This is a genomic window from Herbaspirillum sp. B65 (assembly GCF_000333555.1).
Lineage (GTDB): Bacteria > Pseudomonadota > Gammaproteobacteria > Burkholderiales > Burkholderiaceae_D > Herbaspirillum > Herbaspirillum rubrisubalbicans.
This window is the reverse complement of the sequence record NZ_BADI01001146.1, coordinates 1-14848: the sequence shown is the minus strand read 5'-3', so window position 1 is coordinate 14848 and position 14848 is coordinate 1. Positions and strand designations below refer to the sequence as shown.

Sequence of the window (14848 nt, the reverse complement as noted above, 5' to 3'; positions counted from 1 at the left end):
CACTCATAACGACAGACACTCCAGGCGAGCGGCGACATCACTATCGATGCGGCGGCGGTCGACAACAAGGGCAGCGTCGTCACACCCGGCAGCGTGGCGATGCAGATCCAGGGCAATGTGCTCAACACCGGCAAGATCGGTGCGGCTGGCGCCATCGACTTTCGCGCTGCTGCGCTGGAGAACCGTAATGCGCTGTACTCGATGCGCTCCACCATCGATGTGAAAACCAGCGGCAGCACTCTCAACAGCGGCACGATGGAAGCCGCGCAAGCGCTGCGCCTGAATGCATCGGCATTGCACAACAGCGGCAAGCTGACCGCTGTTGCGGCCATGACACTGGCGCTCCAGCAGCAACTCAATAACACCGGAGAAATAGGCGCCAACGATGCCCTCGGCCTCACCGCCAGCACGCTGGACAATCGCGGCACGCTGCGCTCTGCAAACGCCGCGCTCACGCTTGCCACCGAAGGCCAAAGCACCAACCACGGCCAGATCCTGGCCGCAACAGCCCTCACATGGACCGCCACCGGCATCGACAACAGCGCCGGCACGATCGCTGGCCAAGACGTGCTGCTGGAGACGCGCGGGCAGCGCTTCAACAACCAGCGCGGCGTGGTCGTTGCGCAGCAGGATCTGCGCATTGCCAGCGGCGAACTCGCTAATGCCGAGGGCCGTATCGCCGCCAAGGGCAAGCTGAATATTGCCAGCGGCGAGATCGACAACGACCAAGGCTTGCTGCAAGCCAGAAAGACCGTCGAGATCGATACCCATGGCCAGGCGCTGCGCAACACCCATTCCGGCAAGGACCAGGGCCTGCGCGCCGGTGGCGGCTTGCGAATCGAGAGTGGGCCGTTCATCAATCGCAGCGGCGTGGTGGTCGTGGTGGGTGAGGCCAACCTGAAGCTAAGCCGCCTGGACAACCAGGGCGGTGATATGGTCACGGCAGGTGCGCTCAACATCGACGCCAATAGCCTCGATAACAGCACAGGCAAATTGCAAGCGCAGAGTACGATGCGCATCGATATCGCAGGCGGGACGCTGGACAACCACCAAGGCCTGATGCGCGCCGACAGCGACCTCGCCCTCCAGGCCCGCACCCTGCGCAACGACGACACCCAGGACAAGGAGCAAGGCATCGAAGGACGCGATGTCACCATCCGCGCCAATGACGTCAACAACAACCAGGGCGCCATCCGCACCGACCGCTTGCTCAAGATCGACTCCGTGGGCAGCGTAGAGAATCGTCGCGGCCTGCTCTCGTCCAAGGGCAAGGTAGGGGTGAGCGACAGCACCCCCAATCGCAGCCTGATCATCGACAACGACGATGGCCGCATCGTCGCCGCTGAAGAACTCGACCTGCGCGCCGCGGCCCTGATCGGAAAAGGTCTGCTGTTAAGCCACCAGGATCTGCGCATCGATGTCGTGCGCGATCTGGAGCAGCGCGGCGAGACCGCCGCCAGCGCCAACATCGACATTCGCACCGCCGGCAGATTCAGCCACTACGGCACCACCGCTGCCGGTGCGTCCCTGAGCATCAGCGCCAAGGGCATCGAGAACCATGCCGGCGCCGCCCTGCTCGGCAAGGAGGTACTGCTCACGGCAACCGAAGCCAGCACCTTGCTCAACCGTGGCTTGATCGACGGCGTCACCACGCGCCTGCAAGCCGGCACGCTCGACAACCTCGGCCCCGGCCGCCTCTATGGCGACCGCCTCGCCATCCGCGCCGACGTGCTGCATAACGCTCCAGAAATCGTCGAGGGCGTCCTGCGCGCCCCCGTCATCGCTGCACGCGAACGGCTGGACATCGGCGCCGGCGAGATTCACAACAGCGAACAGGCGCTGCTGTACTCGGTGGGCGATATCGCCATCGGCGGCACGCTGGGCCAGGACTACCGAGCCGTGGGCCGCGCCCGCGCCGTCAACAACAGCAGCGCCACCATCAATGCCGATGGTCGCTTGCGCATCGCTGCCGATACGATCAACAACCATAATGCGCATTTCGAGACATCCGAAGAGAACAAGCCGGGACGCAGGATCATCAACTACCGCCTGGTCGGTTCATCGGACTTCATCTCGGGAGACAAGGCAAGGCTCATCAGTATAGGTAACAGCCAGATCATCGCGCCCGAGAACTGGCGCGCGATGGGCGATGAGGACAACTTCCGCCTATTGCTTCCTTCGGCAGAATATCCTTTCGACCGTTATGGCCCGCCCGTTGATTACAACCGAGAAATCCGCAGGCGAGATTACTCCTCCGGTGGTATCGGTGTCGATCCTGCGTATCTCGAGCCACTTCGTGAGTCCAGTACGGAAAACGCGATCCTGCCGGCATTGCCTGAGCTGTTTGTCTATCTGCCCAGCGACCGGATATGGGATGTCTTCGGCATAGCACGCCCCACGGCTGAAGTGCCGCGCGAGCCGGACAAACCGGCTGGCTGCATCGTCGACGCTGACGACTGTGTCAATGGCGACTACCAGCAACGACGTGCCGCCTGGAAGGCGGTGCGCAATGCCCAGCTCCCCGCCTACGAAAAGCTCAACGAGGCCATCAGGGCATTCAACATCAGTCTCAATGGGCGCCTGTTCGATCAATGGATCATCCACGATGGCACCGAACAGATCCGTCGCACCATCGTCACGCGCAGCGCGCCGGGCATGATCACCTCGGGCGGCGGCATGGACCTGGTGGCGGGCGTGGTCAACAACTATGCCAGCCAATTCATTGCAGGCGGCGCGCTGGTCGCGGACAGTATCAACGGCACCACCATCAACAACATCGGTCCCCTGGGCCGGCAGACCATAACGTCGACAGGAACGGCCCAGCGCACTTTCGTCAAGGAGCACGACTACAAGGCAGACGACCGCCGTTATGAAAGCGCGCCCTACGCTTCCCAAACGATAGAAACCCAGTTCCAGCTGGAGGTCACCCCCACGCACGGCACCGGTTCCACGCGGGACGCCATTTCCCGGGCCGCCATCACGGCCCCCACGCAGCCCCTGCCGGCCACCGGCAGAACCACCGACCTGCGCGCCCCTGCGGTCGATGTGAGCCTGCCGATCAATGCGCTCTACCAGGTCAACCACAGCACCCCGACTGCGCCCCTGGTACAGACCGATGCGCGCTTCATCGGCAACCGCAACTGGCTGTCCTCGGACTTCCTGATCCAGCGCATCCGGGAACAGTCCGGCCCCGCCCCGCAGGTCCAGCGCTTCGCCGATGGTTTCTATGAACAGCAATTGATTCAGCGCCAGATCCAGGAAGCCACCGGCCAGCGTTATCTGAAGGGCTTCAACAGCAACGAAGCGCAATACCTGGCGCTGATGCAAGCCGGCCTGCAACAAGCGCAGGCCCAGCGCTATGCATTGGGCATTGCCCTCTCCGAGGCGCAGATCGCCCAGCTCAAGACGGACATCGTCTGGTTGGTCAAGCAGACGGTAACGCTGGCCGATGGCCGCACCCAGGAAGTGCTGGTGCCGCAGGTGTACCTGCACCCTTCCAACATCCAGGTCAGCGGCCAGCAGACCCTGATCGCCGGCAACGATCTGGCCTTGCAGACCGCGCAGGACATCCTCAACCGTGGCGGCACGATTGCTGCGCGCAGTGGCGTTTCCCTGCGTGCCGACAACCTCCGCAACCTGGGTGGACGCATCGTGGGCGGCAATGTCTATATCGCCGCCGCCAGCGATATCGACAATGCCGGAGGCAGCATCGATGCCGACCAGCAGCTCATCCTGCGCGCAGGACGAGACATCGCCCTCACCAGCACCAGCGGGACACGGCCAACGCCACCACCGTCGGGCGCAACATCAATCAGCTTGCCAGGGTCAGCGGCAAGGACGTGGTGATAGCGGCAGGCCGCGACTTCACGGCCAATGCCGCCGTGATCGCAGCCAGGGGAGACGTGAGCCTGGTGGCGGGACGCGATGTCAACTTTGGGGCGGTGACGGAATACTTCCGCCAGGAAATCCGTTGGGCCAATGACCGGGGCGGCAGCAACTGGGTTCGCACATTGACTGGCCCGAATCTGGTGGACCGTGGCAATGGTGCGTATGGCACCACCGAAGTGGGCGTGAACCGGGCCGTGGTCACTGGCAGCCAGGAGGTCGCCACTCAGGTCAGCGGCAGCAACATCCGCATCCAGGCGGGTCAGGATGTCATCACCCAGGGAACGCAGATCGTGGCCGAGGGCGTGCTGCAAGCGCAAGCCGGACGCGACATCCAGATCGGCACTGCCAACGCATCAGGCAGTGTGCGCGACCAGGTGCAGCGCAGCAGCAGCGGCATCCTCAGTGCCAAGACGGTACGCACGGATGACGCCAGCAGCTTCAGCCGTCAGCTGGGCAGCACCTTGTCTGGCAACGCCGTCTTGGTCCGGGCGGGCCAGGATGTGAAGGTGACGGGAAGCGATGTCGTCTCCACGCAGGGTACAGCGGTGGTGGCGGGACGGGATGTGAACATTGCTTCCGCGATCGACAGCAGTACCCGGCGCAGCTTCCGGCAGGAGCGCACCAGTGGGGTGATGGGGGCGGGCTTGGGGGTGACGGTGGGTAGTCGCGTTCAGAGTCGTGATGTGGATGGACGGGCGCAGACCGCTGCTGCCTCCACGATTGGCAGTGTGGAAGGCAACGTCACTATTGTGGCGGGCAATCGATATACGCAGGTGGGGAGTGATGTGCTGGCGCCGAAGGGGGATATCGATATTGCGGCCAGGTCGGTGGAGATTCGGGCGGCGGAGCAGGCGAGCAGAACCGTTATCGAAGACAAATTCCGGCAGCAAGGGGTGACGGTGGCGGTGACCAGCCCGGTATTGTCGGCCATCCAGACGGTAGGCCAGATGGCCGAGGCCGCAAGCAAGACCAAGGATCGACGGATGCAGGCATTGGCTGGTGCGACCGCCGGGCTATCGGTTTCCAATGCGATAGACGCCGTCATCGCCGGACAAGGCCAGACGATTGACGGCAAGGCCAACCAGATCGTCACGGGTCCAGCGGACCCTGTCACAGGGAAGGCTCCTACGCGAGATGCCAATGCCGCAGAGAAGGTCGGCGGCATCAACCTGGCCTTCAGCCTGGGTGCAAGCAGCAGCCAGAGCCGATCCGAACAGACCAGCAATACGGTGCGCGGTTCGACCGTGTCGGCGGGCGGGAGCGTCAATATCAGCGCCCAAGGCGGTGGCGCCGACAGCAACATCGTGATCCAGGGAAGCGACATCAAGGCGGGCGTCAATGCCACGCTGAAGGCGGCCAATGAGGTCCGACTGATTGCGGCCCAAGAAACATCCGAGCAGCACAGCCGCAACAGCGGTGCTTCGGGATCGGTAGGTATCTCCATTGGCACCGACGGTTTGTTGTTCACAGCCAGCGACTCGGGGAGCCGGGGCAAGGGTGAAGGCGCTGAAGTTACGCAGGTCAATACGCATGTTGACGCGGGTAACAAGCTCACCATCGTCTCTGGAACAGATACGACCATCAGCGGCGCAGTGGTGCGGGGGAAGCAGGTGGAGATGGAGGTGGGCACCAGCGGCAAAGGCAATCTGAACATCGCCAGCCAGCAGGACAGCAGTACCTTCCAGAGTCGGCAGCAAAGCTTGGGTGGGAGCGTTTCGGTGGGCGCGGGAAAGATGGGCGGCAGCGTCAACTACAGCCAGTCGAACATCAACAGCAACTATGCCAGCGTGATGGAACAGTCCGGCATCAAGGCGGGTGATGGTGGGTTCCAGATCAATGTGCGTGGCAACACGGATCTGAAGGGCGCGCTGATCGCCAGTAGTGACAAGGCCGTGGCGGCCAACAAGAACAGCTTGACCACGCAGACGCTGACGCAAAGCGATATCCAGAACATTGCGCAGTATGACGCGCAGAGCGTGGGCATTGGCGTGGGTTACAGCACAGGCAAGGATGGCGGCCTATCGGCGACCCCGCCGGTGGTTGTTGGAGCCAACGGTAGTGCGTCAAGCACAACCAGGAGCGCCGTCAGTGGCGGAGTCATCACGATTACCGATGACAAGAAACAGCAGGAGCTGACGGGCAAGACGGCGGAGCAGGCTATCGCCTCGGTGAATCGGGAGGTGAGTAGCAGCAAGGAGGGGAGCAATGCGCTCAAGCGGATTTTTAATAAGGAGGAGATTGAGAATCGAGTTGCCGTTGCAACAGCATTTACGCGGGAGTTGGGTACCTTCCTTGATAATCGCGCCAAGGAAGCTGATGCCGCCAAGGCAAAGCTGGATGCGGCGATAGAGGATGAACGTTCCAAGCCAATAGACCAGCGTGATGATGCGCGCTTGCGCAGTCTTGCAGATAAGTATCTGGATGCAGATCAGTGGTCCAGTACGGGAGACTATCGGAAATATGTCACGGCGATTGCGGGCGCTTTTACGGGAAACTTGGCAGGATCCACTTCGCAGCTCGTTCAAGCGGCGACCGTCAATTATTTACAGGGGCTTGGCGCAGAACAGGTCAAGAAGGTCGCCGATAGTCTGGATAGTGGGACAGCGCGCGTCGCGTTGCATGGAGTGGTGGCGTGCGCGGGAGCGATGGCAAAGGATGCTAGCTGCGCAGCGGGCGCGCTTGGGGCTTCAGCGGGGAGCGTCATCAATAACTTGCTCGGTTCTGTTGATGGCCTTAGTAACGAAGAGAAGGAGGGCAGGAAGAATCTCGTTACCAGTATTGTCGGAGGTATCGCGACTGCTGCAGGGAGTGGGGATGCTGCCAATGCGACCTTGGCGGCACAGTTGGAGACGGAAAATAATGCTTTGGGAAGCAACACCTTCGCGTTTGTGGAGGGGATGCGTAGATGTTCTGGCGGCACGAGTTCGTCATGCTTCGAAGAGCTAAAAGAGAAAACTGAGAAGCAGAAGGTCGCATTTAATTTGCTTTTGGATAAAGCCTGCCAGGGTGAAGGCGCCACGTTACAGAGCTGCCAAGACAAGATCCGCGGAGGCCAAGTCGCATACCCATATATCGGTCTGGCAATGGTCTATGCCAAGACGGATGAGCAGAAGGCGTATGTCAGGCAATTGCTTAACGAGCAGGAAAATGATTTAGCTGCGCAGTTCCCGAAATTGGAAGCACTCGGGGCGAATGCATCCTTGTTGGAGCATTTGTTGAGTGAGTTGACGGCGACGATTGATAATCCTGCGGGGGTTGTGGCGTCGTTAAATTCGCTTCGAGCAAAGATATCCAGTATTTCTAATGGAAAATATTCTTCGACTCCGGCAGGAACTGTCTCTACAAAACTTCCAAATGGGAAAAGTGTTGAAGACTTCGAGAAAGAACTGGCTTTTTTACCAATGGGTGAGCGAGTTGCTCAAACTAAGAAAATGGCGTCTTTGGTCGTCGAGAGTCAGCAATGGGTAAAAGACAGAAAACTTACCAAATTGAATGGACGGGACGTGTACGATGGAAAGGACGGCTACCTATACGCCTTAGATACACAACATGGTCGGTTTGAAAGAGTTAATGCTAAGTCAGGAAAACACGTAGAGGAAGTTAAAATGAATATGAGCCCGGTTGAAGGGAGTAAAGACTCCAGTGGCGGACACGACTTGAGGATTAAATAATGGTGTGGAAAAAATTAGTTACGTTGGAAGACTGTGAGTACATCATGCATGGTGCAATTTTTCGGGTTAAAGGAGTATGGCCTTACGAAGAATTTGTCGATTTCATGTTGGTGGACATAGCGGATGACAGGACTAGACATGCTTTAGTCGTTTCGTCTGGCAGGAAGGCCGGCTTGGTTCTGGTGCGACTTCCCCTAGATTCAGGTTCTCCTACAGGGAACACTCTATCGAGAAAATGGCTCATCGAAAATTGGGGAAAGTGGGTTTATCCGCAATGCTCGGTACAAGATGTTTTTTTTCTTCCACGTTACGAGGCTCAAGATCCTGAGTGAATTCGGGCTTAAAAATGTAATCCTTAACATTGCAAATTGCTAGGGTAATCCCTTGTTCATCATGAAAAGTGGGAAATCACGGCACCGCCATCAACAACACTGGCCCGTTGGGCCGGCAGCGCCCGCGACCAGCATCAGCACAGTTCAGGCGGTTTCCAGACGGCGACCTCGGTGAGGACAGACGACGCCAGCAGCTTCAGCCAGCCAGCTGGGCAGCACCTTGTCTGGCAATGCCGTCTTGGTCCGGGCGGGCCAGGATGTGAAGCATATTGAAATGAAATGGACCTAGTGCGGTTCCCGGTATGCTAGGAGGGGGGGGCTAGTTTTGCGCAGGAGCCCGCGGGAAATACTGTTAAGGATCAGGTTCAAAGGGGCCAACAATGAGACAAAACTATAAAAAAAGCATTTTTCGGATTTTGTGTGTGATGGCAATCTTTATCTGCGCAATGCTATGTCTTGTTGCAGTCATTGATCTGTTTGTCGCACCGATCCTAAAAGAACTCTTGCTAGATCCACTAATAAGAGATTGGTGCGGCGTATTCGCGCGGTGTGCCAGTCAAACACAAGTGACCTTCATTGAACACGTTACGTCGACCGCATTCTGGAAAAGCATAGATAGTGCAAACATTGAGCACCGGTTAAAGAGTGCAGGATTTTTGGGTGCACTAATCGGATTTGGATTTGTCGCGATATCGTTCTGTCGACGTCGACCATGAGAGAAATTCAATGAGATCAAAGTAGCCAGGGACCCGATTGCTGTTCTCGAATGACGGACTTTTGTATATCACCACTGATCATTACAATACATTTTCGCCAGTTGGGACATGGAAACAGGAGCGGTTATGACTGAAAAAAATGAAGTCTATATTGATGGAAGACTGATTCAAACCGAGCTCGATTTTCATCGGACTATTTCGTCTGCATTAGATTTTGGCCCCTACTATGGCAACAATTTAGATGCTCTTTGGGACTTATTAAGTGCGGGGGGGACGGGCGGAGTAACTCTACATTGGGAAAATTCAGATGTCTCGAAGAAGAGATTGGGACGAGTGTATGACACCATCGTGCGTCTTTTTACCGAGATAAACGAAGCTGATGAAAGACTTAATGTGGATGAGAGATTTGTCTTTTTTCTTGAGTAGTGGCGAGATTTGATTTTTCAGGATTTAAGAGTCCGCTAAATTCGCATTCGATTCCGCTAATACGATCAACAACCATAATGCGCATTTCGAGACGTCCAGAGAGAACAAGCCGGGACGCAGGATCATCAACTACCGCCTGGTCGGTTCTTCGGACTTCAAAACCGGGAAGTCCGCAGGCGAGATTACTCCTCCGGTGGTATCGGTGTCGTTCTTGCGTATCTCGAGCCACTTCCTGAGTCCAGTACGGAAACCGCGATCCTGCCGGCATTGCCTGAGCTGTTTGTCTATCTGCCCAGCGACCGGATATGGGATGTCTTCGGCATAGCGCGCCCCACGGCTGAAGTGCCGCGCGAGCCGGACAAGCCGGCTGGCTGCATCGACGCTGACGACTGTGTCAATGGCGACTACCAGCAACGACGCGCCGCCTGGAAGGCGGTGCGCGATGCCCCGCTCCCCGCCTACGAAAAGCTCAACGAGGCCATCAGGGATTTCAACATCAGTCTCAATGAGCGTCTGTTCAATGAATGGATCATTCACGATGGTGTGTATATCAATTTCGATCCAATAACCGGCGCGCCGTTTATCAGCAATGTACACCCAATCAAATAAATTAATATGGACTATTTTGTAGAGGCTTTTGGCGGATTTGATCCATGCCACGATAAAGATGCGGCACTAAAGTTTTGTCTTGACATAATGATGGCCGATCATCGCTTGGGGGAACTTGAGAGGTTGCTCTCAACGGATGATTTTTTTGGAGGAGTAGAAGGTGAGCCTGGTTGGATCATTGAAAGACGTAGCGATGACAGGCATCCAGGTTACGAATCGTGGCCGGTCAATGCTCGTTTTAGGGCGTATGTCGAACCCGATAGTTACCTGTTGACCTATCCAGAATTCTTCTCTGATCGAATTACTTTTGCGCGATATGTGCAGGCCATTGTTTCTGTTTATAAGCGCAGACATCCCGAAAATCAAACTAGGCTGCAACGTATAGAAGCCTATATCCAGACTGCCTCCACTATTTGAATTACGTTTTTTCTGGGGGAGAGTCCTTGCTAATAGGAGGAATGTTCGCTTTGACCTGATCCGAATTTTCGAATCGATGAAAATTTGAGAATCATGGTTGATAAGTGGAGTCTGAGCGAAAGTCGCTCAAGTACGGGCGCGGGGATTTCTCTGGTTAACTACGACGATTCGATTAAAAAGAAAAAGGACTAGCTATGAGGGTACGAGAAATTCTCTTTAACTTATTTGGGAAGACGCGAGAGCAACGCTGGCAAGAGGCATCTCCGTTGGGAAAGAAAATATATATCGTAGTTGTGGTTGGGGTATATGCACTAATCGCTAGTGTATGGATATACGGTGCGTGGTCGAGATGATTGCGGACATGTACTTTTCAAAATAAAGGAAGCCGTTGAGCGTACCAATGAGCAAGATCAATATCGTCAGGGGTGACATCACCATCCTTCCTGTTGACATCATCGTCAACGCCGCCAATACCTCGCTGTTGGGTGGAGGCGGTGTTGATGGAGCGATCCACCGTAAAGGTGGGCCGGAAATACTAGATCAATGCACGAGGATAAGAGCGAGACAAGGAGGGTGTGAGGTGGGAGATGCAGTGGCAACGACCGCTGGAAAGCTTCCCGCCAAATATGTCATTCATGCCGTTGGTCCGACTTGGCAGGGAGGGAAGAAGGGCGAACAGGAGCTTTTGAGAAAGACGTATCTTCAATGTCTCAATCTTGCAAAATCTCTCGGCATGGAAAGCATTTCCTTTCCCAATATCTCGACTGGAACATATCGGTTTCCTAAGAGGCTCGCTGCGTGCATCGCCATAGATGCAGTTCAGTCGTTTCAGCAGAGCTGTGACGCTATCAAAACTGTTAACTTCGTCTGCTTTGAAGAAGAGAGCTACGAGCTATATCGCGAATTATTAAACCCAGAAAGAAATGAGTTCTAGATGGATTGACTTACGTGGCCCTCACCCCACCCGCTTAGCCACCATCGCATTCCCCGCCCTACTCACCGACTTGCGCCCCAATTGCTGCGAGATGAACTGCCCAGCCTCCACCACCGCATCCAGGTCCACCCCGGTCTCGATGCCCAGGCCATGCATCATGTACAGCACATCTTCGGTAGCCACATTCCCGGTCGCGCCCTTGGCGTAAGGACAGCCTCCCAATCCCGCGACTGAGGCGTGATAGATGCTGATGCCCGTCTGCAAGCTGGCATAGATGTTGGCCAGGGCTTGGCCATAGGTATCGTGGAAGTGGCCGGACAAGCCTTCGATGTGGAATTCGCGGATGGCCGTTTCCATCACCGGGCGGACCTTGCCGGGAGTGGCTACGCCAATGGTGTCGGCAATGTCGATTTCGTCACAGCCCAGTTCACGGAAACGCCGCACCACGTCGGCTACTGCCTCCAGCGGCACTTCGCCCTGGTAGGGGCAGCCGAAGGCGCAACTGACCGCGGCACGCAAGCGCTTGCGATGGTCCTTGGCTGCCTTGGCCACTTCGGCGAAGCGGGCAATGGATTCGGCAATGGAACAGTTGATGTTCTTCTGCGAGAACGCCTCCGAGGCAGCACCAAAAATCACGACCTCATCCACGCCCGCTTCCAGCGCTGCGTCGAAGCCTTTCATGTTGGGTACCAGCGCCGAGTAGATCACGCCAGGCTTGCGCGTGATGCCGCGCATGACTTCGGCGGAGGTCGCCATCTGTGGCACCCACTTGGGCGAGACGAAGGAGGCCGCTTCCACATTCGGGAAGCCCGCCGCCGAGAGGCGATTGACCAGCTCGATCTTGACCTCGGCGGAAATGGTTTCCTTCTCGTTCTGCAAACCGTCGCGGGGGCCGACTTCGACGATCTTCACTTTCTTGGGCAGGCTCATCTGGCGATCTCCGTGGGCTGGGATGGCNGGCAATANGGTGTGTCGATGATATCAGTCGGCCTGTGGTACCGCTTCCAAGCGTACATCGGCGACGGTGCCGCCGGTCATCTTTTCCAGTTGCGCGGCGCTCAGGTTGAAGACGGCGTGCGGATGGCCGGCTGCGGCCCAGACGCTGTCGAAGTTGAACAGGTCGCGGTCGATCAGCATGATCGGCTTGATGACGTGGCCGACCGGGCAGACGCCGCCGATGGCGTAGCCGGTGGCGTCCCGCACGAACTTGGCGTCGGCCTTGCCGAGCGGGCCGGTCAGTGCGGTGACCTTGGCTTCGTCCACGCGGTTGGCGCCGCTGGCAATGACCAGCACCGGCGCGTCATCGGAGAGGCGGCGGAAGATGATCGACTTGGCGATCTCGGCCACGCTGCACCCCACGGCAGCAGCGGCTTCGGCCGAGGTGCGGCCGGTCGAGGGCAGCATCACGACCGGTTTGTCGTGACCCATGGCGCTCAGCAGGTCGGCCACGCGTTGGGCGGAAGAGGGAAGGGCAACGGTATCGTTCATGGTGTGTCGGGAGCGTTAGGCAGAAGCATAAGGAGAAGCCGGAAATGATACCAGCATGACCGCCCTGCCTGCCGGGCCGGTGTCAGCAGTCCAATAGGAAGACACCATCGCTGCGGGCGGCACCGGCTTTTTCCAGTTGCGCCACGCACCACCGGGCCAGCGCCTCCTCTTCCATCTGCAGGTAGCGCGCATTGGTGATGCGCAGCAAAGGGATGTCGCGCATCATCGCCGGCAGTTGGGCCAGCGCAATGCGGCCACGTTCGAGCAGCAGGAATTTCACCAGCACCTTGATGCCGTTGTGGGCGTTGCGCAGCGGGTCGGCTTGCAGGTAGTCGAGGCGCGAGAAGGCTTTTTCCAGCGCATCGTCGATGTCATGGAAGGGCGCGCCATGGCCGGGGATGACGGTGCGCACGTCCAGCGTGCGGATCAGTTCCAGCGTGGCGCGTGCTTCCTCGAAGCCGGATTGGCCTTCCAGTTCAGGGAAGATGATGCCAAAGCCATTGCGCCACAGCGCATCGGCCGAGATCAGTACACCTTCCTGCGCGCAGTAGAACAGCAGGGCATGGGGATCATGTCCGGGCGCCGCCAGCGCGGTCCAGTCCAGCTCGCCCAGGCGCAGTACGTCACCGCTGGCGATGACCTGGTCATGCACGAAGCGCGGGCAGCGCTGGCCGGTGGCCTGGTAGCTCAGGGCTGTTTCATCCCAGTGGCGCACCTTGTCGGCTTCGGCGGCGGGGATGGCGATGCGGCAGTGGTGGGCCGCCTGCAGGGCGGCATTGCCGCCGCAGTGATCGGAGTGCAGGTGGGTGTTGATGAGCAGGTCCAGGCGCTCGCGGCCGCGCTGGTGCAGGACGTGGCGCACCAGGGTCTGGGTCTGTTCGCCGTGGGTGACGTAGCCGCTATCGATCATGGCCACTTCATCGCGGCCGAACAGCAGTACGTTGTTGGACGATAGCCAGCCCCGCTCCAGCACGTGGATGGAGGGGGCGAGGTGCAGCGCGGGGGCGTTCATGGCAAGCGCTTCAGGCGGCCTTGAAGTCCAGCAACTGCGCGCCCTCGGCGACCTGGTCGCCGACCGCGTAGAGCAAGGCCTGGACGGTGCCGGCGGCGGGGGCGGTGATGGTGTGTTCCATCTTCATGGCTTCCATGATCAGCAGCGCTGCGCCCTGGGCGACGCTGGCGCCTTGCTCCACCAGCAGCGCGACGATCTTGCCGGGCATGGGCGCGGTCAGGCGGCCGCCTTCGGCTTCGGTGTGGCCGGCGTGGGCCAGCGGGTCGAGGTAGCGCAGGCTGCGCTGGCCGTGCGCATCGAAGAGGTGCCAGCACTCTGCTTCGCGTACCACCGTAGCATTCAAGGTGCGACCATCCAGCGTGATGAGCAGGCGCTCTGCGCTGGCGGTATGGATTTCCAGCGTGTGCGTGCGGTCGGCGATCTGCAATTGCCAGTGCTGGCCATCGCCGGCGTACTCGATCTGTACGCTGTGCTTGCCGGCGTCATCCTCGAAGCAGAGTGTGCGCACCAGGCGCGTGTTGAGGCGCCAGCCGCTGGTCTGGGCCCAGGGATCATGGCTGGTGCTGGCTTGCCGTTCCTGCTGCAGCAGGGCGGCGGCGGCCAGCGCCAGCGTGTCGGTGGCGGGGGCGACAGGGGCGGGAAGAGACTGTCGCGGTGGCGCTCGATCAAGCCGGTGTCGAGCTCGGCCGTGGCGAAGGCCTGGCCCGCGACCAGCCGTTGCAGGAAGCCGATATTGGTGGCCAGCCCCACCACCTGGTATTGCGCCAGGGCGCGCGTCAGGTTGCGCAGGGCGGCCTGGCGGTCGGCGCCCCAGACGATGAGCTTGGCGATCATCGGATCATAGAAGGGCGAAATCGCGTCACCCTCGCGTACGCCGGAATCGATGCGCACCGCCGCCGGTTGCGTGGCGCCGGCGGCGGCCAGGGTGAACTCCACCGCCGGCGCGCAGCGCAGATGGGTCAGCGTGCCGATGGCGGGCAGGAAGCCTTTCTCGGGATTCTCGGCATAGATGCGCGCTTCGATGGCGTGGCCCTGAAGGCGCAATTGATCCTGTTGCAGCGGCAGCGCTTCACCGGCGGCGAAACTACACGTTGTCTGGGACGACGCAACAGAACATGACGGCCAATATTGCAAAGGCCAATGTGACGGTAGCGAACGTGACGGCATCGAACAAGGTGTACGACACGACGACGAACGCAGCCATCAGCAATGTGGGTGCAGCCACGGTGTTGCTGGGTAATGCCAGCGCGGCGAATGGCACGTTGGCGTCGGCGACGGGCTACAGTAACTACACGGTCAATGGTTCGTACGAGAAGCGCAGCCGCAGGTAGCCAGATGGGAACGGAACGTGGCGT

At 58.9% G+C, this 14848-nt stretch carries 11 protein-coding genes and 1 pseudogene; 8 read left to right on the top strand and 4 right to left on the bottom strand.

The features are described from left to right. The first annotated feature begins 99 nt into the window (after nucleotides 1-99). The 7 genes from I5W_RS27200 (at nucleotide 100) to I5W_RS27180 (ending at nucleotide 10993) form a co-directional block, all read left to right on the top strand. Nucleotides 100-3846: an S-layer family protein gene (locus I5W_RS27200; protein ID WP_044531608.1), complete on the top strand. Its 3747-nt coding sequence runs from the start codon at nucleotides 100-102 to the stop codon at nucleotides 3844-3846. Then, nucleotides 3807-7559, top strand: a complete 3753-nt coding sequence (locus I5W_RS27195; RefSeq protein ID WP_252717251.1) for a hemagglutinin repeat-containing protein — start codon at nucleotides 3807-3809, stop codon at nucleotides 7557-7559. Before I5W_RS27200 ends, I5W_RS27195 begins: the two co-directional genes overlap by 40 nt. Then, nucleotides 7559-7891 (top strand): Imm45 family immunity protein, encoded by a 333-nt coding sequence (imm45, locus tag I5W_RS34340; RefSeq protein ID WP_083893641.1) that lies wholly within the window; start codon nucleotides 7559-7561, stop codon nucleotides 7889-7891. Before I5W_RS27195 ends, imm45 begins: the two co-directional genes overlap by 1 nt. An 842-nt stretch (nucleotides 7892-8733) precedes the next feature. Continuing rightward, a complete protein-coding gene (locus I5W_RS27190) occupies nucleotides 8734-9033 on the top strand; it encodes a barstar family protein (protein WP_044531607.1) in 300 nt (99 codons plus the stop codon). Nucleotides 9034-9300: 267 nt separating this feature from the next. Next, a complete protein-coding gene (locus I5W_RS27185) occupies nucleotides 9301-9642 on the top strand; it encodes a hypothetical protein (protein ID WP_044531606.1) in 342 nt (113 codons plus the stop codon). A 6-nt stretch (nucleotides 9643-9648) separates the two neighbouring features. After that, a complete protein-coding gene (locus I5W_RS31800; protein ID WP_148289213.1) occupies nucleotides 9649-10059 on the top strand; it encodes a hypothetical protein in 411 nt (136 codons plus the stop codon). 400 nt (nucleotides 10060-10459) lie between these two features. Beyond that, on the top strand, nucleotides 10460-10993 hold the full coding sequence (locus tag I5W_RS27180; protein ID WP_044531605.1) for an O-acetyl-ADP-ribose deacetylase: 534 nt from the start codon (nucleotides 10460-10462) through the stop codon (nucleotides 10991-10993). Between the two features lie 21 nt (nucleotides 10994-11014). Here the strand turns inward: I5W_RS27180 and I5W_RS27175 are convergent, their stop codons facing one another. The 4 genes and pseudogenes from I5W_RS27175 to I5W_RS27160 form a co-directional block, all read right to left on the bottom strand. Beyond that, the gene (locus I5W_RS27175) at nucleotides 11015-11923 is read right to left on the bottom strand and encodes a hydroxymethylglutaryl-CoA lyase (RefSeq protein ID WP_044531604.1); all 909 of its coding nucleotides are present in this window, start codon (nucleotides 11921-11923) and stop codon (nucleotides 11015-11017) included. A gap of 51 nt (nucleotides 11924-11974) precedes the next feature. Beyond that, nucleotides 11975-12481: a YbaK/EbsC family protein gene (locus tag I5W_RS27170; RefSeq protein ID WP_044531603.1), complete on the bottom strand. Its 507-nt coding sequence runs from the start codon at nucleotides 12479-12481 to the stop codon at nucleotides 11975-11977. An 82-nt stretch (nucleotides 12482-12563) separates the two neighbouring features. Continuing rightward, complete coding sequence (locus I5W_RS27165; RefSeq protein WP_044531602.1) at nucleotides 12564-13493, bottom strand: MBL fold metallo-hydrolase; 930 nt, start codon at nucleotides 13491-13493, stop codon at nucleotides 12564-12566. Nucleotides 13494-13503: 10 nt separating this feature from the next. Continuing rightward, a pseudogene (locus tag I5W_RS27160) lies at nucleotides 13504-14573 on the bottom strand (biotin/lipoyl-containing protein); the annotation flags it as partial. Nucleotides 14574-14608: 35 nt separating this feature from the next. Here I5W_RS27160 and I5W_RS27155 point away from each other — a divergent pair. After that, a complete protein-coding gene (locus I5W_RS27155) occupies nucleotides 14609-14824 on the top strand; it encodes a hypothetical protein (RefSeq protein WP_148289212.1) in 216 nt (71 codons plus the stop codon). The last annotated feature ends 24 nt before the right edge of the window (nucleotides 14825-14848 follow it).